20 protein-coding genes are annotated in these 22,912 nt (G+C 68.8%); 15 read left to right on the top strand and 5 right to left on the bottom strand.

Annotation, left to right across the window (positions count from 1 at the left end; translation table 11 throughout):
- Positions 1-188: 188 nt before the first annotated feature.
- From lanKC to FB475_RS12435, 5 genes are all read left to right on the top strand, one after another.
- Positions 189-2,744 (top strand): class III lanthionine synthetase LanKC, encoded by a 2,556-nt coding sequence (gene lanKC, locus FB475_RS12415; protein WP_141855528.1) that lies wholly within the window; start codon positions 189-191, stop codon positions 2,742-2,744.
- 4 nt (positions 2,745-2,748) lie between these two features.
- On the top strand, positions 2,749-2,886 hold the full coding sequence (locus tag FB475_RS12420; protein WP_130387812.1) for a SapB/AmfS family lanthipeptide: 138 nt from the start codon (positions 2,749-2,751) through the stop codon (positions 2,884-2,886).
- Positions 2,887-3,005: 119 nt separating this feature from the next.
- Complete coding sequence (locus FB475_RS12425) at positions 3,006-4,835, top strand: prolyl oligopeptidase family serine peptidase (RefSeq protein WP_202878313.1); 1,830 nt, start codon at positions 3,006-3,008, stop codon at positions 4,833-4,835.
- Entirely contained in the window at positions 4,832-6,484 is a 1,653-nt protein-coding gene (locus FB475_RS12430; RefSeq protein ID WP_141855530.1) for an ABC transporter ATP-binding protein, read from the top strand. The genes FB475_RS12425 and FB475_RS12430 overlap by 4 nt, the downstream gene beginning before the upstream one ends.
- The gene (locus FB475_RS12435; protein WP_141855532.1) at positions 6,481-8,163 is read left to right on the top strand and encodes an ABC transporter ATP-binding protein; all 1,683 of its coding nucleotides are present in this window, start codon (positions 6,481-6,483) and stop codon (positions 8,161-8,163) included. Before FB475_RS12430 ends, FB475_RS12435 begins: the two co-directional genes overlap by 4 nt.
- On the opposite strand, the gene FB475_RS12440 is transcribed toward FB475_RS12435, so the two are convergent.
- Entirely contained in the window at positions 8,160-8,750 is a 591-nt protein-coding gene (locus FB475_RS12440; protein ID WP_238332276.1) for a response regulator transcription factor, read from the bottom strand. The two genes, FB475_RS12435 and FB475_RS12440, sit on opposite strands and share 4 nt — an antisense overlap.
- Positions 8,751-8,850: 100 nt before the next feature.
- Here FB475_RS12440 and FB475_RS12445 point away from each other — a divergent pair, with 100 nt between their 5' ends.
- Both FB475_RS12445 and FB475_RS12450 read left to right on the top strand, forming a co-directional pair.
- The gene (locus FB475_RS12445) at positions 8,851-9,390 is read left to right on the top strand and encodes a DUF5946 family protein (protein WP_141855535.1); all 540 of its coding nucleotides are present in this window, start codon (positions 8,851-8,853) and stop codon (positions 9,388-9,390) included.
- Positions 9,391-9,676: 286 nt separating this feature from the next.
- Positions 9,677-10,318 carry a transglycosylase family protein gene (locus FB475_RS12450; RefSeq protein ID WP_141855537.1) on the top strand — a complete coding sequence of 214 codons (642 nt, stop codon included), beginning with the start codon at positions 9,677-9,679 and terminating at the stop codon, positions 10,316-10,318.
- A gap of 74 nt (positions 10,319-10,392) precedes the next feature.
- Here the strand turns inward: FB475_RS12450 and FB475_RS12455 are convergent, their stop codons facing one another.
- From FB475_RS12455 to FB475_RS12465, 3 genes are read right to left on the bottom strand one after another with little or no spacing between them, the layout of a single operon-like run.
- The gene (locus FB475_RS12455; protein ID WP_141855540.1) at positions 10,393-11,043 is read right to left on the bottom strand and encodes a class I SAM-dependent methyltransferase; all 651 of its coding nucleotides are present in this window, start codon (positions 11,041-11,043) and stop codon (positions 10,393-10,395) included.
- A gap of 4 nt (positions 11,044-11,047) precedes the next feature.
- Positions 11,048-11,689 (bottom strand): Pr6Pr family membrane protein, encoded by a 642-nt coding sequence (locus FB475_RS12460; RefSeq protein WP_141855542.1) that lies wholly within the window; start codon positions 11,687-11,689, stop codon positions 11,048-11,050.
- 34 nt (positions 11,690-11,723) lie between these two features.
- Positions 11,724-12,263 (bottom strand): 2TM domain-containing protein, encoded by a 540-nt coding sequence (locus tag FB475_RS12465; RefSeq protein WP_141855544.1) that lies wholly within the window; start codon positions 12,261-12,263, stop codon positions 11,724-11,726.
- A gap of 68 nt (positions 12,264-12,331) precedes the next feature.
- Here FB475_RS12465 and FB475_RS12470 point away from each other — a divergent pair, with 68 nt between their 5' ends.
- The 3 genes from FB475_RS12470 to FB475_RS12480 all read left to right on the top strand — a co-directional run bounded on the left by FB475_RS12470 (position 12,332) and on the right by FB475_RS12480 (position 15,709).
- Positions 12,332-12,931: a TetR/AcrR family transcriptional regulator gene (locus FB475_RS12470; RefSeq protein ID WP_141855546.1), complete on the top strand. Its 600-nt coding sequence runs from the start codon at positions 12,332-12,334 to the stop codon at positions 12,929-12,931.
- Positions 12,932-13,052: 121 nt separating this feature from the next.
- Complete coding sequence (locus FB475_RS12475) at positions 13,053-13,568, top strand: AAA family ATPase (protein ID WP_141855548.1); 516 nt, start codon at positions 13,053-13,055, stop codon at positions 13,566-13,568.
- A gap of 32 nt (positions 13,569-13,600) precedes the next feature.
- On the top strand, positions 13,601-15,709 hold the full coding sequence (locus FB475_RS12480; RefSeq protein WP_141855550.1) for a molybdopterin-dependent oxidoreductase: 2,109 nt from the start codon (positions 13,601-13,603) through the stop codon (positions 15,707-15,709).
- On the opposite strand, the gene FB475_RS12485 is transcribed toward FB475_RS12480, so the two are convergent.
- Complete coding sequence (locus tag FB475_RS12485; protein WP_141855552.1) at positions 15,675-16,682, bottom strand: LacI family DNA-binding transcriptional regulator; 1,008 nt, start codon at positions 16,680-16,682, stop codon at positions 15,675-15,677. The genes FB475_RS12480 and FB475_RS12485 overlap by 35 nt on opposite strands.
- Positions 16,683-16,943: 261 nt before the next feature.
- On the opposite strand from FB475_RS12485, the gene FB475_RS12490 reads away from it, so the two are divergent.
- The 5 genes from FB475_RS12490 to FB475_RS12510 all read left to right on the top strand — a co-directional run bounded on the left by FB475_RS12490 (position 16,944) and on the right by FB475_RS12510 (position 22,777).
- On the top strand, positions 16,944-17,693 hold the full coding sequence (locus tag FB475_RS12490) for a sugar phosphate isomerase/epimerase family protein (protein ID WP_141855554.1): 750 nt from the start codon (positions 16,944-16,946) through the stop codon (positions 17,691-17,693).
- A complete protein-coding gene (locus tag FB475_RS12495; protein WP_141855556.1) occupies positions 17,690-18,787 on the top strand; it encodes a Gfo/Idh/MocA family protein in 1,098 nt (365 codons plus the stop codon). Before FB475_RS12490 ends, FB475_RS12495 begins: the two co-directional genes overlap by 4 nt.
- Positions 18,784-19,386 (top strand): SGNH/GDSL hydrolase family protein, encoded by a 603-nt coding sequence (locus FB475_RS12500; RefSeq protein ID WP_238332115.1) that lies wholly within the window; start codon positions 18,784-18,786, stop codon positions 19,384-19,386. The genes FB475_RS12495 and FB475_RS12500 overlap by 4 nt, the downstream gene beginning before the upstream one ends.
- A gap of 72 nt (positions 19,387-19,458) precedes the next feature.
- Positions 19,459-21,900 (top strand): glycoside hydrolase family 2 protein, encoded by a 2,442-nt coding sequence (locus FB475_RS12505; RefSeq protein WP_141855558.1) that lies wholly within the window; start codon positions 19,459-19,461, stop codon positions 21,898-21,900.
- Positions 21,901-21,916: 16 nt separating this feature from the next.
- Positions 21,917-22,777, top strand: a complete 861-nt coding sequence (locus tag FB475_RS12510) for a polysaccharide deacetylase family protein (RefSeq protein WP_238332116.1) — start codon at positions 21,917-21,919, stop codon at positions 22,775-22,777.
- Positions 22,778-22,912: the final 135 nt, after the last annotated feature.

A 22,912-nucleotide genomic window follows, 5' to 3' on the forward strand; every position in this document is an offset into this window, starting at 1 on the left:
GGATGGATTGACATGTTGTTGCGGGGGGATTCACGCTCAGGGGTGGCGGGAATGTAACGAAGAGTGTTTAGTTACTCACTCGTAGTGTGTGGGTTCTTCACAGCAGAGTGATGACATCGTGCACTACGCCGATGCCTGACGCGGCGCCCAAGATGTGGCGGGGCACCGCGAAAGGGGGTCGGACAGTCATGCATGAGAGTTACGAGTTCTACTGCCTTGCGGATCGGCAGTTCTACGAGACGCCGGCCAATCGTGGTGCGCGACATCCGGATTTCGCGATCACGCGCCGGGACGTCCCGGACGGCTGGCAGCACGTGCCAGGTGAGCAGTGGATGCACTACGCGCCGGACGGGCTGCGGCTGCCCCACCAGGGGTGGAAGATCCACGTCTCGGCCCGCCTGCAGGACGTCGACCGCACGCTGGCTGCGGTGTGGGACTACTGCGTCCCGCGCGGCATCGCGTTCAAGTTCCTGCGCAACGAGGCCGTCCTGGTGATGACGAACTCGAAGGCTGCTCCCCGCGGGTCGAGCGGCAAGCTGGTGACGATCTACCCGAGCGACGACGCGCAGCTCGAGCTCGTCCTCAAGGACCTCAACGAGGTACTGCGCGGTGTCGAGGGCCCTTACATCCTGAGCGATCTGCGCTACGCCGAAGGTCCACTCTTCGTCCGGTACGGCGCCTTCGTCAGCCGCCACTGCCTGAGCCCGACCGGCGAACGCGTGCTCGCGATCGAGGATGCGCACGGCAACCTCGTCCCGGACCACCGCGGCCCGACCTTCGTCGTACCGCCGTGGATCCAGCTCCCGGACTTCCTGCAGCCGCATCTCGACGCCCGCAACGCGGTCACCACCAACGACCTCGCGTACACGATCGACGGCGTCATCCAGTTCTCCAACGGCGGCGGCGTGTACCTCGGCCACCACAACGAGACCGGCGCCCGCGTCGTGCTCAAGGAGGGCCGTCCGTACGCCGGTCTCGACATGGCCGGCCGCGACGCGGTCGCCCGGATCGCCCATGAGCGCGACATCCTGGCGCAGCTCGACGGCCTCGACGCCGTACCGCGGACGCACGACTACCTGCAGCTCGGCGAGCACCACTTCCTCGTCCAGGAGCACATCGACTCGGTGTCGCTCCAGCGCGAACTGGTCCGCCGCTACCCGCTGACCCATCCCGACGCGACCGAAGCCCAGAAGGCCCAGTACGCCGAATGGGCGACCGCGATGATCGCGAAGGTCGGCGAGGCCGTCGGCCAGCTGCACGAGCGCGGCGTGGTGTTCTGCGACCTGCACCCGGACAATCTGCTCCTCGACGTGAACGGCAAGCTCACGCTGATCGACTTCGAGGTCGCGACCAAGGCCGAGGACCAGGCGCGTTCGACGCTGGCCCACCCGGGGTACGCCGCCCCGCAGGACCGGCAGGGCGTCGATGTCGACCGGTACGCGCTCGCCTGTATCGCGCTCGGTGTTTACGCGCCGCAAGCAACGATCCTGCTCAATCTCCATCCGGGCAAGGCGTTCCAGCTCGCCGACATGATCGCGGACACCTTCCCGGTGCCGCGCGCCGCGCTCGACGAGGCGGTCCGCACGATCGTCGGCAACAACACGACCAACGACCTCGAAGACATCGCTCTCCCCGGCAAGGCCGACTGGACCGACGTACGCGCGGCCCTCACGAAGGCGATCGTCGCGAGCGCGACACCGGAACGCACCGACCGGCTGTTCCCCGGCGACATCGCGCAGTTCCGCGACGGCGGCGGCATCGACCTCGCGACCGGCGCCGCCGGCGTCCTCTACGCGCTTGCGAAGACGGGCGCAGGACGTTTCCCGGAGTACGACGACTGGCTTCGCAAGCAGGCACTCCAGACGCCGGCCGGCCCAGGGCTGTACGACGGTCTGCACGGCGTCGCGCATGTACTCGACGAGCTCGGCCATCGCCAGGACGCTCTTGACCTGATCGACCGGACGCTCGCCGACGACTGGACCACCCGCGAGCTCGGTCTGCACTCCGGCCTCGCCGGCATCGGCCTCAACCTGCTGCACTTCGACACCGAGCCGGCGCTGCGCGCGCAGGCGGTCCGGGTGCTCGACTTGGTCGCCGATCGCCTCGAGGCCGACATAGCGGAGATCAGCGGCGGTCAGTACGCGCGAGCCGGTCTGATGTACGGGTCGTCCGGGCCGGCGCTGCTGTTCCTCAACGCGTTCGAGCAGCTCGGCGACACCGGTCTGCTCGACCTCGCGGAGATCGCGATCCGGCAGGACCTGAAGCGGACCGTGCTCACCGACGACGGGATGCGCCAGGTCAACCAGGGCTGGCGAACGCTGCCGTACCTGGAGGAAGGCTCCGCCGGCATCGCGCTCGTCCTCGAGCGGTACCTGCGCCATCGCCCGTCCGACGAGCTGACCGCCACGCTCGCCGAGCTCAAGCGGGTCACGCACTGTTCTTACTACGTCCAGCCCGGACTCTTCATGGGCCGCGCCGGGCTCCTCCTCACGGCCGCGGCGCTGGACGATCAGGTCGACGACCTGATCCACGGTCTCGGCTGGCACGCGATGCCGTTCGAGGGCGGCCTCGCGTTCCCGGGCAACCAGCTGCTCCGTCTCTCGATGGACCTGGCGACCGGATCGGCCGGCGTACTGCTGGCCCTGGGCGCGGCGCTGCATGACGCGCCGGTGGCCCTCCCGTTCCTCGGACCTCCCCAGTGGTCCGAGTACTCATCCCGACAACCTGCACCGAAGGAGGTGTAAACACATGGCACTTCTCGACCTTCAGGGTCTCGAGACCCCGGGTTACGGCCACGGCGGCCACCACCACGGCGGCTCCACGCTGACCGTGCTGGGCTGCGCGTCGCAGACCCCGAGCAACCTGAGCCTGCTGCTCTGCCACTGATACGGCACCTGTATTGCCAGGTAGTGAGGCCCTGGGTGGGACACCCCGCCCAGGGCTGACCTGTCTACGGGTAGCTCCGGGCCTTCGGGCTCGTTGTGTCTGTGGAAGAGAGAAGTGAGGTGATCGATTCCGTGCAGGCTTATCCATGCGCCGAGCGTCTGACGCTCGTGGAGCAGGTGCACGGTTGTTCCGTTGCGGACCCGTACCGCTGGCTCGAAGATCCGGTAGCCGCCGCCCCGTGGCTGCGGGATCAGGACGAGTTGTGGCTGACGTACGCGGGCTCGCTGAGCACCCGGTTCCGCTGGAAGAACGCCGTACGGCGGCTGTCCGACGTCGGCAGTGTGTCCGTGCCGGTGTGGCGCGGCGGCCGCTGCTTCACGGTACGGCGCGAGCCCGGGCACCACCCGGTCCTGTTCGTCGACGAGACGCCACTGCTGGACCTGAAGGATGGCCGGACCACGCTCGACGCGTGGCAGCCGTCGCCCGACGGCACCAAGGTCGCGGTGCAGCTGTCGCGTGGTGGCACCGAGCAGGCCTCACTGTCGGTCCTCGACGTCGCCACCGGACAGGTCGTCGACGGGCCGCTCGACGGCTGCCGGTACTCCCCGGTCGCCTGGCTGCCCGACAGCAGCGCCTTCTACTACGTCCGCTTCCGCCAGGTAAGGCGGCACGTGCTCGGCCAGGCGGACACGACGATCCTCGCGGACGAGGCGTCGTACGGGCTGGAGATCAGCGCGGACGGCCGCTGGCTGACGATCTGTACTACCGACAACCTGTGGCTCGCGGCTGACGACGCAGCGCCCACGCCTGTTCCGACCACGGGCACGACGATCATGTCGGTGGGTCCGGACGGGCGGCTGTACGTGGTCACCGCGGACGGGATCAGCGTCGGCGATCCGACCACGCCCACGGTCTGGCGCGAGTACAGCAAGCCGGACGAGCCATTGACCGGCCTGGCGATCCTGGACGACGACGTGCTCGTCGCCACCGCTAGCGCCATCGCCGTACACGACCGCACCACAGGGACCTTCAAACGCAACGTGCAACTGCCCGGCGTCGGCTCCATCGGATCCCTGAGCGCCGACGGCAACCGAGCCTGGTTCAGCTACACCGACAGCGTCACGTCGCCGACTGTCTACTGCTACGAGGCAGGCGACGCAGCGCCGTGGGGCGCGGTGCGACAGAGCCTCAAGGCGGAGACGCACCGGTTGACCTATCGGTCCGCGGACGGCACCGAGCTCGAGTTGCGCGTGATCGGCGGACCCGGCCCGCGGCCCACCATCCTCTACGGGTACGGCGGCTTCGGGCAGGCGTTGACACCGACGTACTCCGCGTTCGCGCTGGCCTGGGTCGAAGCCGGCGGCGCATTCGTGACGGCGACCGTCCGCGGCGACGGGGCGGATCACCACGCCGGCACCGGCAACAACAAGCAGCACGTCTTCGATGACTTCATCGCCGCCGCCGAACACCTGATCGCGGACGGCTGGACCACCGCGGACCAGCTCGCGATCTGTGGTGAGTCCAACGGCGGTCTGCTCACCGCCGCCGCTCTCACCCAGCGCCCCGAGCTGTTCGCCGCGGCGGTCTGTTCAGCGCCGTTGACGGACATGGTCCGCTACGAGCGATCCGGTCTCGGCGAGCGCTGGACCGCGGAGTACGGGTCCGTCGATGACCCGGACGACTTCGCGAACCTCCTGTCGTACTCGCCGTACCACCGCGTCTTCGACGGCGTGAAGTACCCGGCTGTCCTGCTGACCGCGTTCGGGAACGACACACGCGTGGATCCCTTGCACGCAAGGAAGTTCTGCGCAGCGCTACAACACGCGACCGCGGGTCCACGTCCGGTGCTGCTGCGGTTCGAACAGGACGCCGGACACACCACCGGCGGCATCAACCTGGCCGCCGACATGCTCGCCTTCCTCGCCGACCAGACAGGCCTCGACGCGTGATCACGTTCCGCGAGGTCGCGAAGCAGGGCCGTGGCCGGCTGCCGTTGATCGGGGTGAACGCGCTGATCGGCAGCGCGGTCACGCTCGCGCTGCCGTCGGTCCTCGGCCGGTCGGTGGACTCGATCGTGGCCGGTGACGGGTATGCCCGCTGGCTGATCGTCACGGCCGCGCTGATCGGGCTGGGGATCGCGGCCAGCATCATCGACGCGTTCGCCGGCGCGGCGTGCGTCGCCGAGACCACCGCCTGGCTGCGGAACCGCCTGGTGCGGCACGTCGTCCGCGGCGGCCCCGACGGGACCCGCGCCTTCGAGACCGGCGACCTCGTCACCCGCGTCTCGGCGAACGCGACCGATGCCGCCCAGGCCGGCCCGGCCGCGGTGACGGCCATCGCCGCGATCGCTCCCCCACTGGGCAGCCTCGTCCTGCTGGCCGTCATCGACCCGTGGCTCGCGGCCGCCTTCTTCGGCGGCGTACTGCTGGTGATCCTGGTCCTCTGGACCTTCGCCAAACGCACCGCTGACGTGAGCCTCGCCTACCAGGAAACGCAGGGCCGGATCGCCGCGCTGCTGTCCGAATCGCTGACCGGCATCCGCACCATCCACTCCGCCGGTACGACGGAACGCGAGGAACGCCGCATCCTCGGCCTCCTCCCCGAACTGCACCGGCACGGCGTCGTCACCTGGCGGATCCTCGCGCGCTCCGGCGCACAGGCCGCGGTCGTCGGCCCGCTCGTACTCGTAGCGGTCCTGGCCGTCGGCGGACTGCAGCTCGTGGCCGGCAACGTGACCGCGGGCGAGCTGTTCGCCGCCTCGCAGTACGCCGTCCTCGGGGCCGGGCTCGGCAACCTGACCGGCGTCCTCGGCGAGCTCGCCCGCGCGAAGGCCGGTGTACGGCGGTCCGCCGAGGTGGCCGCGATCGAGTCCGTCCCGCACGGCTCGCTGACGCTGCCGCCTGGGACCGGCCAGCTGACGTTCGACGGCGTGAGTGTCTTCGCCGGCGAGAAGGTCCTGCTGGACAACGTGAACCTCGACCTGCCGGGCGGGGTGACTGTCGCGGTCGTCGGCCCTAGCGGCGCCGGCAAGTCGGTGCTCGCGGCAGTTGCGGCGCGGTTGCGTGATCCGTCGGCCGGGCAGGTCTCGCTGGACGGCGTACCGCTGCAGGCGGTCAGCCGACGGGCACTGCGGCACGCGGTCGGGTGCGCGTTCGAGCGCCCGCAGCTGGTCGGCCGGACCGTCGGCGAGGCCATCGACCCGCATGCGGTCAGCCCGGTCCGGACGCTCGCCGCGGCCCGCGCGACACACGCCCACGACTTCGTCAGCCGGCTCCCCGACGGGTACTTCACCTCGTTGCGCAAGGCACCGATGTCCGGCGGCGAACGGCAACGCCTCGGCCTCGCGCGCGCCTGGTCCGCCCGTCGTCTGCTCGTCCTGGACGATGCCACGTCGAGCCTCGACACCGCGACCGAACGCCAGATCAGCCGCACTCTCACCGAGGACCGCCGGCACCGGACCCGCCTGATCGTCACGCACCGCCCCGCCACCGCGGCTCGCGCCGACCTGGTCATCTGGCTCGACCGGGGCCAGGTCCGCGCCATCGCCCCCCACGCCGACCTCTGGCACAACACCTCCTACCGAGCCGTGTTCGGATGAAGCGCGAGCTCTTGTACGGCGCGGCGGCGCTTCGGAGCAAGGCGACGCTCGGGTTGATTGGGTGGTCGGTTCCGGAGATCTTGCCGACGGCGGTGTACGGGATCGCGGTGGCTCGGGCGACGGACAGTTTTCTCGGTGGGCATGCGTGGCAGGGGATCGCGTGGCTGGGTGGGTTGGTCGCGACCGCGGGGCTCGGGGCGGCCGGCGCGCGGCAGGTGTACGGGCGGCTCGGCGACCTGGTCGAGCCGTTGCGTGACGACCTGGTCCGGCGGGTGGTGGGCGGCGCGCTCCGTACCTCGAACAACGGCACAGACGGCACCGGGGACGACGGCGCGGTCGCCCGGTTGAACCGGCAGGTCGAGATCGTCCGCGACACGTTCGCCGGGCTCGTCCTGGTGCTGCGGAGCTTCGCGGTCACGTTGTTCGGCGTACTCACGGGTTTGTTGTCGCTCGCGCCGATGATCGCGGCGTTCGTCGTACCGCCGTTCCTGCTGGGGTTCGGGTTGTCGCTGGCGGTGCTCGGGATGGCGGCCGACCGGGTCCGGGCGTCGTTGACGGCGGACGAGGAGCTCGCATCCACGGCGGGCATGGTGTTCGGTGGGGTCCGCGACATCACCGCGACCGGCGCCGAGGAGTACGCGGAATGGCTCGTGGGCCAGCCGATTCAGGCGCACGCGGCGGCGGAGCGCGCGTTGGCGAAGGTGTCGGCGCTGCGGACGTTGTGCTTCGCGGTGGGCGGCTGGTTGCCGTTGCTGATCCTGTTGGCGACCGGGCCGTGGCTGGTCGGGCGCGGCGTCAGTACCGGCACGGTGCTCGGCGGGCTGACCTACGTACTGATCGGATTGCAGCCCGCGTTGAACACGGTCATGAACGCGCTTGGCGACAGCGGTCTGCGGTACGTCATCACGCTCGGCCGGATCCTCGATACGTCAACACCTAAAGAGAAACCGCGTCCGGTGGACGAGCTGAGCGGCTACCAGGTCCGGCTGCGCGGACTGACGTTCGCGTACGGACCGAAAGCCGAGCCCGTGCTGGACAATCTCGAGCTGACCATCGCCGAAGGTGAGCACGTGGCCGTCGTCGGGCCGAGCGGCATCGGCAAGTCGACGCTGGCCGGACTGGTGTGCGGGATGCTGACGCCGACCCAAGGCCGGCTCCTGCTCGGCGGCGCCGCGCCGGCCGAGGTGACCACCGAGCGGCTCGCGCAGACCCGGGTCCTGATTCCGCAGGAGGCATACGTCTTCACCGGCACGGTCCGCGACAACCTCGCTTATTTGTTGCCCGATGCAACGGATCATCAGCTCGAGCTGGCCACGAAGACGGTCGGCGCGGACCAGCTCGTCGAACGCCTCGGTGGTCTGCACGCCGACGTCAAGCCGGCCGAACTTTCCGCCGGCGAGAAGCAGCTGCTCGCGCTGGTCCGCGCGTACCTGTCTCCCGCGCCGCTCGTGGTGCTCGACGAGGCGACCTGCTTCCTCGACCCCGAGGCCGAACGCCAGGCCGAGGAAGCGTTCGCGAAACGTCCTGGCACGCTGATCGTGATCGCGCACCGGATCAGTTCGGCCCTGCGCGCAAAGCGCATCCTGGTCCTCGACGGCAACAAGGCAGCCCTCGGCACCCACGCGGGGCTGATGCGCACGTCCCGCATGTACCGCGACCTGCACGGCAGCTGGAGCTAAATCCAGCCCGCGTCCTGAGCCTTGCGGATCGCCTCGATGCGGCTCCGCGAACCGGTCTTCGCCAAGATGCGCGAGAGATAGTTGCGAACCGTCCCCGCGCTCAGACTCAAGGTGCGCGCGACCTCCTGCGCGGTCGCGCCGGTGGTGACCTGGCGGAGCACCTCGCACTCACGGTCCGTCAGCGGGTTGTCTCCCGCCTTCAGCGCGGCCACGGCCAGTCGTACGTCGACCACGGGCAGCCCCTTGGCGACGTCGCGGACCGCCTGCACCAGCTGGTCGGTGGTCGCGTCGGTCGCGATCAGCCCGATCCGGGGTGCCTGCTTCACCAGCGCGAGGCTCGTGGCCGGGATCGCCTCATGGTCGATCAGCACCAGCACACCGCGCCCGGTGAGCTTGCGGCAGAGCTCCTCGATCCGGATCCGGCCGGGCAGCTGTGGGTCGAGCAGGAACACGTCCGGCCGTCGCCCGGCGACCTGCAGGACGTCCTCGGAGCGGTCCACGTCCGCCACCACGTCCAGGTCGTTCTCCCGTGCCAGCACCGCGGCCAGCGCGCCACGCACCAACGTGCCACGATGGCCGAGAACCACTCGGATCAAGGCTTCCCGCCCCCATCACACTCGTTGCCTCATCCGCCCCCAGTGATGAAAACCAAGTGCCGGGTGGCGGTACCCGTGTTTCGATCAACGAGTGAACACGCCGGATGACACGCGGTCGTCGACAATCTGTCCGGGTTGCCGCGCCGAACTGCCCGTATCGGACTGGCCGGAGACCCCGAAGTACAACGCCAGCCGCGAGTGCGCGGAGGTGGCCGGCGAACTGCTCGGCTTCGAGATCGAGCACGCGGCCCGGCTCGGGTACCTGCATCAGCTCCGGATCGACGCGTACGGCGCTCAGCACGTCAATCCGAACGCGCCGCGGATCGGCCCGGTGTTCGCGCTCAACGGCCTGTACATGTTCCTCGAACGCGGCTCCGGGAACGTCGACGTACGCACGGCGCACGGCATCATGGCGAACTCCTACGACGACTGGCCGCGGCTCGTCCCGCCGGCCCGGGCCGGCGAGCTCACGGCGTACGACGTCCTGACCGCCGGTGGGGTCGACGAGGTTGAGTCGACCCTGCTCAGGTGGGCCGCCCAGGTGTGGGAGTCGTGGCCGGATGCTGAGCGCGAGACCATCCGGAATCTGACCGTGGAGCTGGTCCCGGAACGCTACTTCCGGCGCCGATAAACCGATCGGTTCCGCCCGGTCGGGATCGGCGTCCGGACGCCGGAAACCGTTCAGTTGTTGGGCTTTCGAAAGGTCAGGTCGTGGAAAAAGTTCGGGGCAGATCGGAATCGGGGGTTGCGTTTCCGGACATCCTCACCGAGGATGGCTCAGGTCACGCCGTTACCGGGGCGTGACCATTCGGAAGCTGTCCCGTTACCTGTAGCGAGATGTGCCCCGAGTGCCCCCACCCCTGTACGGGGGGCCTGGTGTGCTCCACCATGCCCAGCTTTCAAGGAGCGCTTTTCAGATGTCCAAGGCTCGACATGCGCGCGCCCGGCGAAGTACTCGCCGGGTGGCCCGAACCATCTCGATCGCCGGTCTGGGAGCCGGCATCACCGCAGCAGGCGCCGCCTCGGCGTTCGCGACCGACTACACGGTCAAGTCCGGTGACACCCTCTCCGAGATCGCCCAGGCCAACGGTGCCGACTGGCACGAACTGGCCCGGATCAACCACCTCAAGGACCCGAACCTGATCCTGATCGGGCAGACGCTGACGCTGGACGGTGTGAAGACGACCGCCGACCGCGACCAGTCGCCGCGGGTCGCGAAGCTCGCCGAAACGCGAAAGTCCGACGCCAAGAAGTCGGAGAAGTCCGAGCGCAAGGCCCGGAGCAGCCGCTCCGAGGACCGCCCGTCGGCCGGCGGCAAGGCGAGCCTGAGCGGCGCCTGGGCGAAGGTCGCGAACTGCGAGTCCAGCGGCAACCCGCGGGCCGTGAACGGCGCCGGCTACTACGGGCTGTTCCAGTTCGACCTGCAGACCTGGCGCAGTGTCGGCGGCTCCGGCAACCCGATCAACGCCTCGGCGGGCGAGCAGTTGATGCGTGCGAAGAAGCTGTACGCGCAGCGCGGCGCCTCCCCGTGGCCGGTCTGCGGCCGTTTCCTTCGCTGACCTCGCGTGTCGGGCAGGCGGTCGGTGACCGTCCTCCCCCTGCCTGCCCGGCACCGTGGAAAGCACCACCCGGATCAGGTGCGGGTGATCACGAGCATTTCGTCGGCGCCGGCCTGGAACTCGTAGGGGACCTTGCGGATCTCACACGTCACGTCCTCGAGCGAGTCGAGCAGTTCCGGCAGCCACGGGATCTTCTGGCCGTCGCCCTGCAGCACCAGCGGAAAGATCCGGACCTCGTGGTTGCTGACCCGGATGAGCTCGCGCAGCGCGGCCGCGTGCCAGGCCTGGTCGTACTTGTCGGCCCAAGTGAACAGCAGATGTGAGCACAGCACCAGCTCGAACCGTCGATCACCGAACGGCAGGTCGGGCAGACCGGCGGCCACGTACCGCTCCGGCGCGGCCGCCACGTCCTGCAGGAACTGATCGGCCGCCTCGATCCGGTACTGATCCTTCCGCTCCGGTGATCCGTACCAGCTCCAGACGAAGCTGCCCTGGTGCTCGTCGATGATCCCCGAGGTGGCCGGCAGGCTCTTGCGGACGCTGTCGACGAGTTCGGGATGGTCGAGCTCGTACGCCGGGTCGGCGGCGATCGCGTCCACACCCCGGGCGGCGGCCTCGGCGGTGAAGCCGGCGCCACCGGCGCAGCAGTCGAGCACGGATTCGGGGAGTTCCTTCAGGTCGAACATCGCTTCGTACTCGGCGTACGAGCGCGAGGTCACCAGCACGGGTCTACCTTTCGACGGTTGTCTTCCGGCGCAACCGGCGGTCGAGTGCGGTCGCTCCCGCCGCCAGAGCCAGGAACAGTACCGCCACCAGCAGACAGTTCAGCAACACCCGTCCGTACCCGTGCTCGTCGACGTTCACGAACGGATACGGGTAGAACCCGACGAACGCGCCCCGGACCAGCGTGAAGATCAGCCAGAGCACCGGGAACACGATCGACCACCCGACGATCCGCCAGTCGACGAGACCGCGCGGCCCGAACAACAGCCACCCGAGGACGCCTGCGATCGGCGCCGCGGTGTGCAGCAGGAAGTCGGCGACCGCGGCCCAGCCGTGCAGCTCGACCAGGCCGGCCAGCACCGCGTGAGCGACGATGCCGGTGACCGCTATGCACAGCACGCCGTTCAGCCGCAGGGTGCGGAACAGCGCGCTCTGCGGACGATCGGGTTGCGCCGCGAGCATCAGCGCCGTACCGCCGAGCAGCAGGTTCGACTGGATCGTGAAGTAGGCGAACACATTGAAGACCCGTTCCGGATTGTCCGGGAAGAATCCGTCGTGCCCGTTCGCGGTGACCACCAACTGGATGCCGATACCGGCCACCACGATCAGCCCGGTGACCGCCGCCCAGACCCGCCCAACCGTCGTCATGCTGGAAATGTACGACGAGTGACCGCGCGATTCTCTACACCGACTGCTTCTGGCGCGGCGCGCGGTCGAAGGAGTAACTGAACGAGACTATCGCGTCGATGACCAGCACGATGGTCCAGATCGACGCCGGTCCGAGCACCGCGGCGTACCCGCGTCCGGAGAGCAGGCCGAGGCCGATCATGATGCCGACACCGACCACGTAGGCGAGCAGGTGGCGGAACCAGCCGGCGCGCTCGAGTCGGGCGCGCTCCGGACCCTTCTTCGGCGGCTTCGCCGGGCGTGGCGCACCGGCGAGGAAGTGCGCGGCCCACTTGTCCGCCCACTTCAGCGACTGGTGGCCGAAGCCGACGCTGACGCCGATGAAGATCGCGGCCAGTGAATGCTTGAACGACGGCGCCGTGCCGCGATGGATGTCGACGACGCTCGCGACCAGCAGCACCACGTCGACCAACGGCACGGCGGCGAGCAGCACGAGGCCGGCCTTCGGTCGACGGAGCAGATAACGCGTCACCAGGCCGGCGGCGAGCAGCACCCAGAAGCCGATCTCGCAGGCGGCGATCACAGCAAGCAGCACGGTCTTCCCCGTTTCAGTACGACTGTGTTGTAAAACGAGAGTAACACAGCTGTGCTAAAAAGGGCCGCATGCCGAAGATCGTCGACCACGTCACCCGTCGCGAGGAGATCGCCGAGGCGCTCTGGCGGGTGGTCCGCCGGGACGGGATCCGGGCGGCGTCGGTGCGGACGGTCGCGGCCGAGGCGGGCTGGTCCGCGGGCGCGGTGCGCCACTACTTCCCCGACCAGGACGGGCTGCTCAGTTTCGCGATGGATCTGGTGTCGCGCCGGGTGACCGAGCGGGTCAACGCGATCGAGGCAAAAGGCACTGTGCCGGCGATCGTGTTGCGATACCTCGACGAAGTGCTTCCGCTCGATGCCGAGCGGCGCGCGGAGTTCGACATCTGGCTGGCGTTCATGGCGCAGGCCCAGGCCGAGTCCGGGGCCGGCACCTTGCACGCGCACGTGGACACGGTCCATGAGGAACTTCGCGGATTGTGCGAGTCGCTCGTCCGCGCGCTATCCGAGGCAGGCCTCTTGAAAGACGGTCTCGACGTACGTCGCGAGGTCGAACGTCTGCACGCACTGCTCGACGGGGTCGCTCTGCACGCAGCCATCCAGCCGCACCGAACCACACCCACGCGAGCCCGCCAGTTGATGCGCCACCACGTGGAGTCACTGCTTCGATGACCCTCCCCCGCGCCCAGCGAAGCGAGGGGCGGGATGCTTGAAAGGCCTTACAAAGATGGGTTTTCGCCAAGAATCGCCGTGACCCGCCCAAAACCGTAGTGGCACGTGGCACGATCACCGCATGGAGTCCGAGGGGGTGATCGTCGTCAGTGGAATCATGGCGGCGGGGAAGTCGTCGGTGTCCCAGCTGCTCGCCGAGAGATTCGAGTACGGCGTGCATCTGCGGGGGGACGTTTTCCGGCGGATGATCGTGAGCGGCCAGGCCTCGATGGCCGACGACGCACTCGCGGCACAGCGCCAGTTGCAGCTGCGCTACCGGCTCGCCTGTCTGTCCGCCGACGAGTACGCGAAGGCAGGTTTCACCGTGGTCCTGCAGGACGTGGTGATCGGCGAGCTGCTGCGCGAGTTCCTGGACGGGATCCGCACCCGGCCGCGCTACCTGGTCGTGCTGACACCGCGGCCGGAGGTGATCTCGGACCGGCTCGGCGGCGCGCGTCATCTGGTCGACGAACTCGACTACGAGCTGCACGCGTTCAGCCCGCGGCGCGGGTTGTGGCTGGACAACTCGGATCTGTCGGTCGGCGAGACCGTGGACGCGATCCTCGGCCGCCTGGACGAGGCACGCTACGACTCGTAGCGGCGCAGGCTACCCGAGGGTAGTTTGAGGGGATGACCGTACGGCGGACGTCCTGCAACCTGTGTGAAGCGATCTGCGGTGTGCTCGTCACCGTCGAGGACGGCCGGGTCACGGACATCCGTGGCGACGAGTCGGATCCGCTGTCCCGCGGTCACATCTGCCCGAAGGCGGTCGCGCTCCGCGACCTGCAGGAGGACCCGGACCGGTTGACAACGCCGGTACGCCGGACGCCCGGCGGCTGGGAGCCGATCGGCTGGGCCGCGGCGTACGAGCTCGTGGTCGGCAAGCTGACGGCGATCCAGCAGGAGCACGGACAGAACGCGGTCGGGGTGTACCTCGGCAACCCGAACGTGCACAGCCTCGGCGCGCTCACGCACATGCCGACGATGGTCCGGCAACTGCGGACCCGGAACAGGTTCAGCGCGACGTCGATCGACCAGCTGCCGCAGATGCTCGCGTCGTACCTGCTCTACGGGCACCAGCTGATGGTCGCGGTACCGGACATCGACCGGACGTCGTACCTGTTGGTGCTCGGCGCGAATCCGCTCGCGTCGAACGGCAGCATGATGACCGCGCCGGGGTTCGGGAAACGCCTGAAGGAATTGCGGAAACGCGGTGGAAAGGTGGTCGTCGTCGATCCGCGCCGGACCGAAACCGCGGCGGTTTCCGACGAACACCATTTCGTCCGCCCCGGTACGGACGCCGCCTTCTTACTCGCATTGATCCACGAGGTGATCTCGCAGGGATTCGCCAATCCCGCTGAATACGTGGACGGGCTCGCGGAGGTCGAAGCTGCGGTGGAGAAATGGACGCCGGAGCGGGCGGCGGCGATCACCGGCATTCCGGCGGACGTGATCGAACGGGTGGCGCGCGAGTTCGGATCGGCGGACCGGGCGGCCTGTTACGGCCGGGTCGGGGTGTCGACGCAGCAGTTCGGCGCGATCTGCCAATGGGCGATCCAGGTCCTCAACATCATCACCGGAAACCTCGACCGGCCGGGCGGCACGATGTTTCCGCGGCCCGCGGTGAACACACTGCTCGGCCTGGGTCGCGGGCACGTCGGCGCGTGGAAGAGCCGCGTGCGCGGACTTCCCGAGTTCGGCGGTGAGCTGCCGGTCTCGACGATGGCCGAGGAGATCCTGACGCCCGGCGACGGCCAGATCCGCGCGATGGTGACGATCGCCGGCAACCCGGTGCTCTCGACCCCGGACGGGCGCCGGCTCGACAAGGCGCTCGAGTCGCTGGACTTCATGGTGTCGATCGATCCGTACATCAACGAGACCACCCGGCACGCCGACGTGATCCTGCCCCCGGCGCCGCCGCTGGAGCGGGAGCACTACGACATCGTCTTCCACCAGCTCGCGGTCCGGAACACGGCCCGCTGGAACGACGCCGCACTCCCCAAGCCCGCGTCCGCGCGGCACGACTGGGAGATCTTCCGCGACCTCGGTCTGGCGCTGGTACGGCGTACTCCCTGGAGCCGCCGGCGCGCCGAGGTGACCGCCCGGCTGCGGTTGTCGCCCCGATGGATCGTCGACGCCGGCCTGCGGATCGGCCCGTACCGCTTGTCCGTCGGAAAGCTGCGCCGATCACCGGGTGGGATCGACCTCGGTCCCCTGCAGCCCGCACTACCCGGAGCCCTGCACAAGAAGTCCAAGCGGATCGACCTTGCGCAAAAGATGATCCTCGACGATCTCCCCCGGCTCGACGCACTCACCGCACTCGACGCCGACGAGCTGCTGCTGATCGGACGCCGGCACCTGCGCAACAACAACTCCTGGATGCACAACTCCGCACGGCTGGTGAAGGGCAGGCCGCGACACCACCTGCTGATGCACCCGGACGACCTGATCACCCGCGACCTCGCGGACGGCCAGCTCGTCACGGTCACCTCCGCGGCCGGATCGGTCGAGGTGGAAGTTGCCGCAAGCAACGACATCATGCCGGGCGTGGTCAGCCTGCCGCACGGCTTCGGTCACAACCGCAGCGGCTCCCGGCTCTCCGTCGCCAACCAGGTCCAGGGTCCGAGCGCCAACGACATCACCGACGCGGGCTTGATCGATCCCACGGCCGGCACGGCGGCGGTGAACGGCGTACCCGTGAAAGTCACGGCGTGCACCGCGCCGAGCTCTCCCGGATGATCAGCAGCGGCGTCGAGTACAGATGGGACTGCGGTTGCGCTCCCGCCAGCAGGTCGAACAGCCGACGGCCGACCTCGGCGCCGTACCCGACAATGTTGTGACTGAGCGCCGTCAGTGTCGGATGCGTGATCCGGCACAGTGCTGAGTCGTCCCACGCGACCAGCGTGAGGTCGTCGGGGATGCGGAGACCGAGCGTCTGAACGACGGCCAGCCCGGCGACGGCCATCAGGTCGTTGTCGTAGACGATCGCGGTCGGCCGGTCCGCGAGTACCTCCCGAGTCGCGGCGGCGCCCTGCGCGGCGGAGTAGTCGGTGTGCCGGGTCGTCGCGGTCAGCGCGAGGCGGCGTACGGCGGTGTCGAACGCCTGATCGCGGATCCACACGTCACCGAACTCCGGCGGCCCGGCGATCCGCGCGATCACCTTGTGCCCGAGCGACGCGACGTGGTCGAGCGCCGCGTTCATCGCCGCCGTGCTGTCCGTCCAGACGCACGGCATCCCCTCCGCGAGCGCCGGATCCCCGACCAGTACCGCGGGCAGACCGAGCTTGCGCAGTACCGGGATGCGCGGATCGCCGACCCGCAGGTCGACCACGATCACCCCGTCGACGCGGCGCTCGGCGGCCCATTTCCGGTACGTCGCGAGCTCCGCGCCGAGGTCGGCCACCACCTGCAGGGACAGCGCGTACGAGCGTTCCGCGAGTACCGACTCGACACCGCCGACGAAGCCCATGAAGTACGGCTCCTCGATCAGCGTCTGTGGGGACCGGGCGAGCACCAGCCCGAAGGTCTCGCTCCGCGCGGCGGACAGCTGGCGGGCCGCCGTGTTCGGCACCCACTCGAGCTCCGCGGCGACCCGCAGCACCCGCGCCCGAGTGGCGGCCGAGACCCCCGGGCGGTTGTTCAGCGCGTACGAGACCGCGCCCGGCGAGACCCCACTCCGACGGGCGATCTCCTTGATGGTCACACGAGACACGACACCCTCCTCACCGGGCGTCCGGACACCATCGGTCCGGACCACCAGTGTCCCGCGACTTCAACACTGTGTCATCAATCGAGCACAGAAGGTGAGTATTTGATCAAACGCGAATTCTCAGGTGACCGCCCAGTCGTTGGGCGGAGGGTGGTGTCGACGGGCCGCGGTGGGATACGGTTTCCTTCATTACTTAACCGGTTCGGCTCAATGACGGCGCAAACCCCAGGGCAGCGGGTGACGCGCCGCCGACAAGGAGAAACCATGGTCGCAAAGGACCACCTGTCCCTCCAGCTGTACACGGTCCGGGGCAAGCTGGAAGAAGACTTCGACGGCACCCTGGCCCGGATCGCGGAGCTCGGCTACACCAAGGTCGAGCCCTTCGGTGTGACCGCGTTCGCGGACCGCCTGGCCGACGCGCTGCCCAAGCACGGACTGTCGGCCCCGACCACCCACGCCGGCCTGCTCCGCGAGGACAGCGCCCCGATCTACGCCGCCGCCAAGCGGCTCGGCATCACCACGGTGATCGACCCGCACACCGACCCGGCCCGCTGGCAGTCGGCGGACGAGATCAAGGTGATCGCCGAGGGTCTGAACAAGGCCGCCGTGGAAGCCGCCGACCAAGGCATCACGGTCGGGTACCACAACCACCACTTCGAGCTCGAGTCGAAGATCGACGGCGTGCACGCGCTGGAGATCCTGGTCGACAACCTGTCCGACCAGGTGATCCTCGAGGTCGACACGTACTGGGCCGCGGTCGGTGGTGCCGACGTACCGGCGCTGCTGAGGAAGTTCGGCGAGCGGGTGACCGCGATCCACGTCAAGGACGGCGACGGGACGCTGGACAACAAGGCCCAGGTCGCGGTCGGCGACGGCAGCATCGCGGTCCGGGACATCCTGGCCGCCGCACCGCAGGCGCTCCGCGTGGTCGAGCTGGACGACTTCTCCGGCGAGATCTTCGACGCGGTCGAGGGCTCGTACAAGTTCCTGACCGGAGAGGGTGCGCCTGAATGACAGCCGTTGGCGTAGGTGTGATCGGCGCCGGGGTCATCTCCGACGCCTACATCAAGAGCATGCAGAGCTTCCCGGACCTGAAGGTCGTCGCGATCGGCGACCTCCGTCCGGAGGCGGCCGAGGCGAAGGCCAAGGAGTACGGCATCGAGACCCACGGGGGTCCCGAGGTGGTGCTGAGCAACGCCGATGTCGAGATCGTGGTCAACCTGACCATCCCGGTCGCACACGTCGAGGTCGCCCTCGCGGCCGTTGCCGCCGGCAAGCACGTGTGGAGCGAGAAGCCGTTCTCGCTGGACCAGGAGAGTGGCCTGAAGCTGCTCGCCACGGCCCAGGACGCGGGCGTCCGGCTCGGTTGTGCGCCGGACACCATCCTCGGTCCGGGCCTACAGGAGTCCCGCCGGATCATCGAGCGCGGTGACATCGGTACGCCGCTGACCGCGCTCACGCTGATGCAGTCCCCCGGCCCGGAGTCCTGGCACCCGAACCCGGCGTTCCTGTTCCAGGAGGGCGCGGGACCGCTGTGGGACATCGGCCCGTACTACCTGACCACGCTGGTGCAGCTGTTCGGTCCGGTCGCCGCGGTGGCCGGTATCGGGTCGAAGTCCCGCGAGAAGCGCACCATCGGATCCGGTCCGCTGGCGGGGACCGAGTTCGACGTGACCGTGCCGACGCATGTCAGCGCGATCGCTCGCTTCGAGTCCGGGCAGTCGTCGCAGAGCATCTTCAGCTTCGACTCCCCGTTGCCGCGCGCCGGGTTCGTGGAGATCACCGGCTCGGACGCGACGCTCGCCGTACCGGACCCGAACGGGTTCGACGGTGCGATCAAGATCCGCCGCCGCGGCGCGGAGGACTGGGAGACGATCGCGGAGACCAAGGCGGTCGCACAGCGCGGTACCGGCGTTCTCGAGATGGCGCGCGCCATCCGGGCCGACCGGCCGCACCGGGCGACCGGCGCGCTGGCGTTCCACATCGTCGACGTGATGGCCTCCATCACCGACTCGATCGACACCGGTGCGTTCGTCGACGTCCAGAGCACCGTCGAGGTCGCGCCGATCCTGCCGGACGACTGGGACGTCACGGCGGCCACCCTGTGAGTATCGTTCTGGATCCCCGGCGGACCGTGGTGTTCGCCGGGGACTCGGTCACCGACTGCGGGCGCCGTACCGACCCTGCCGGACTCGGCGACGGCTACGTCCGCAATCTGTACGACGATCTCGGCGAAAATCGGCCGACGATCGTGAACGCCGGCATCAGTGGCAACCGGGCGGTCGATCTGGCCGCCCGGTGGGCCACCGACGTCGTGGCCCACGACCCGGCGCTGGTGTCGATCCTGATCGGCATCAACGACACCTGGCGGCGGTACGACGAGAACGACCCGACGACGCCGGAGTCCTTCGAGTCGTCGTACCGGTCGTTGCTCGACGCACTGAGCTGCCCGGTGGTGCTGATGGAGCCGTTCCTGCTGCCGGTGAAGGACGGGCAGCCGGAGTGGCGCGAGGACCTCGAGCCGAAGCTCGCGGTGGTCCGCAAGCTCGCCGTCGAGTACGGCGCGATCCTTGTCCCTACCGACGTCGAACTGACCAAGCTGGCCGCATCCGTCGGGCCGGCCGCCTTGGCCGGTGACGGCGTGCACCCGTCGGCGACCGGGCACCGCGCGCTCGCCGATCTGTGGCGCCAGTACGTCCTCGACTGAGCTGCTTCCCCTTTCCCGGCAGGGGGAAGCAGTGCAGTTTCACTAAACCGGTTCATCCCCTGGAGCCTCACTGTGACATCACTCAAGACCCTCGACCTGACCACCGGCGGCGGTGTGGCCTGGACCGTGCGAGCCGTCGAGGGTCCGGCCCCCGTCGGCCTGATCGGCCGCCCGGTCGTCGCGACCGTGCCCGGTGAGGTGCACACCGACCTGCTCGCGGCCGGGGAGATCCCGGACCCGTTCGACGGCGACAACGAGTCCAAGCTGCACTGGATCGGCCGTACCCGGTGGAGCTACACGAGTAGCTTCCGGTGGGTTGCCGATGGCAACGAGCGGCAGGAGCTGGTGGCCGAGGGCCTGGACACGGTCGCGACCGTGACGCTGAACGGCCAGCAGCTGGGCCGGACGGCGAACCAGCATCGGTCGTACCGGTTCGACGTCACCGGCGTGCTGGTGGCCGGGGACAACGAGCTGATGATCGAGTTCGAGGGTCCGGTGACCGCGGCCGAGGCGGAGCGAGAGAAGCGCGGCAGCTGGCCGCACACCAACCTGCACCCGTACAACGAGCTGCGCAAGATGGCCTCGAACTTCGGCTGGGACTGGGGACCGGATGTGGCGACCGCCGGTATCTGGCGGCCGCTTCGGATCGAGTCCTGGTCCGGCGTCCGGATCGCCTCGGTCCGTCCACTCGCTCAGGTCGAAGGTACGGACGGCGTGCTCAAGACTTTCGTCGAGCTGGACTGGGCGGACGGTGCGACTGACGCGACCGTCACGGTCGAGGTCGGCGGCACGCAGCAGTCGGTGACGGTCAAGCCCGGTACCGAGACGGTCGAGCTCGTGAACACGGTTCCCGCGGTGGACGTGTGGTGGCCGCGCGGGTACGGCGAGCAGCCGCTGTATGACGTGACCGTGACGGTGAACCAGGACGACTGGCACGCGCGGGTCGGATTCCGGAACATCACCGTGAACGTTGCCCCGGACAACGATGGGACGCCGTTCGTGCTGTCGGTGAACGGAAAGCCCGTCTACGTGCGCGGGGCGAACTGGATTCCGGACAACGCTTTCGTCACCCGGTTGAACGCCACGACGTACCGCACCTCGATCGAGGACGCGGTCGACGCCGGGATGAACCTGCTGCGGGTGTGGGGCGGAGGGATCTACGAGAGCGAGGAGTTCTACGACGTCTGCGACGAGCTCGGCATCCTGGTCTGGCAGGACTTCCTGTTCGCCTGCGCGGCGTACTCCGAGGACGAGCCGCTGCGGAGCGAGGTCGAGGCCGAGGCGCGCGAGGCCGTCACCCGGCTCAGCAGGCACGCCAGCCTCGCGGTGTGGAACGGCAACAACGAGAACATCTGGGGGTACGTCGAGTGGGGCTGGCGGGTCCCGTTGGCGGGCCGGCCGTGGGGTGCGGGGTACTACCTCGACCTGCTGCCCCGCATCGTGGCGGAGCTCGACCCGCGGACGCCGTACTCGCCAGGTAGCCCGTACTCGTTCGACCAGTTCATCCACCCGAACGACGACCGGCACGGGACGATGCACATCTGGGACGTGTGGAACCAGGTGGACTACACGACGTACCGCAAGTACAAGCCGCGGTTCGTTTCCGAGTTCGGTTTCCAGGGGCCGCCGGCGTGGTCGACGCTGACGTCGGTCGTGCACGACGTACCGCTCGACCCGTACGGCTCGCAGATGCTCGTTCACCAGAAGGCCTTCGAGGGGAACCTGAAGCTGGAGCGTGGCCTCGGCGAGCACCTGCCGCTGTGGAAGAACATCGACGACTGGCACTGGACGACGCAGCTGAACCAGGCGCGGGCGGTTGCCTACGGCATCGAGCACTTCCGGTCGCTGTTCCCGTTGAACACCGGGGCGGTCGTCTGGCAGCTGAACGACAACTGGCCGGTGGTTTCCTGGGCAGCCGTTGACGGGCACGGGATCCGCAAGCCGTTGTGGTTCGCGTTGAAGCGCGTGTACGCCGATCGTCTGCTGACCGTGCAGCCGCGCGAGGACGGTCTGGTGGTTGCCGCGCACAACGACACGGATACACCGTGGACGACTGAGGTGACGGTTCGTCGGCGAGCGACGACTGGTGCGGAGGTTCTGGCCCAGGAGACATTTGCGGTCGAGATCGCGCCTCGCTCGGCCGTCGTGAGCGATCTTCCGGAGTCGGTTGCCGTCGCCGGCAAGCCGTCGGAGGAGTACCTCGAGGTCCGGGCGGGCGACGGCGAGACGGCGTACTGGTATTTCGTCGAGGACACCGCTCTGCAGCTGGAGCGCGACGCTTACACGGCCACGGTCTCGGCCACCGACGACGGGTACGACGTGACGGTGACGGCGAGCGCGCTGGCGAAGGATCTGGCGCTCTTCCCGGACCGGCTGGACCCGGCGGCTCGTGTCGACTCGTGTCTCGTCACCCTATCCGCAGGCGAGAGCCACACCTTCCACGTCAGCGGAGCCGGCGCTCCGGACGTGGTCGGCGTACCAGTGCTGCGGTCGGTGAACGATCTGCTGACGTGAGTCGTAGAGTGACGGGGTGACTTGGGGGAAACGTGTAGCAGTCGGTGCGCTGCTACTGACGCTTGTCGCGTGCAGTGACACCAAGCAGACCGCTGGTGTCACGCCGCAGACGCGTGCACCGGTCGAGCCCGTCCGTACCGCCGAGCCGGTGCGGCCGACGTTCGCACCGGTGCAGGTGCGGCCTGGTACGTCGACCAACGTCAACGTGATGCCCGTGCTCGACCACGGGCCGCGGGACAAGAAGGAGGTCGCGCTGACGTTCGACGCGGACCTCACGGCGTTGATGCGGCGGCGGCTGGTGTCCGGGAAGGTCAAGTCGTACTACAACAAGGCGCTGATCGACGAGCTTCGCGCACTGCACGCTCCGGCCACGTTGTTCCTGACCGGGATGTGGATGGAGCAGTACCCGCAGGTGACCAAGGAGCTGGCGGCGGACCCGCTGTTCGAGCTCGGCACGCACACGTACGATCACCGCGGTTTCACGAAGAGCTGCTACGGCCTCGGGACGGTGCCACCCGGACAGATGCTGTCCGACGTACGCCGGGCCATCGTCGAGCTGGACCGTGTGGATCCCCACGCGACCAGATGGTTCCGCTTCCCCGGCGACTGCTACGACGCGACCGCCCTGCATGAACTAGCCCCCGCCGGCGTCACCGCAGTCGGCGGAGACGTCCCAGGCGGCGACGGCTTCACCAAGTCCCCACAACCGATCATCAAACAGGTCCTGGACCACGTCCAGAACGGCTCGATCATCATCCTCCACATGCACGGCGGCGACAACGCCCCCTACACCGCCCAAGCCATAGCCCCGATAGTCCGCCAACTCCGCACCCGCGGCTACCGCCTAGTCACAGTCACCCAGCTCGTCGCCCACTAACCATCCCCGGCCAACCCAACAACCGTCGACCGCCGCCGCAACGCCGACCGCAGGCCTGCGTCTGTGTGCTCCGCGGTTTGGAGCAGACCCCCCGCCGCGCACTGTCGGAGCAGGCATCCCCGATGATCCGGCAGA

This window comes from Kribbella jejuensis (assembly GCF_006715085.1).
Taxonomy (GTDB): domain Bacteria; phylum Actinomycetota; class Actinomycetes; order Propionibacteriales; family Kribbellaceae; genus Kribbella; species Kribbella jejuensis.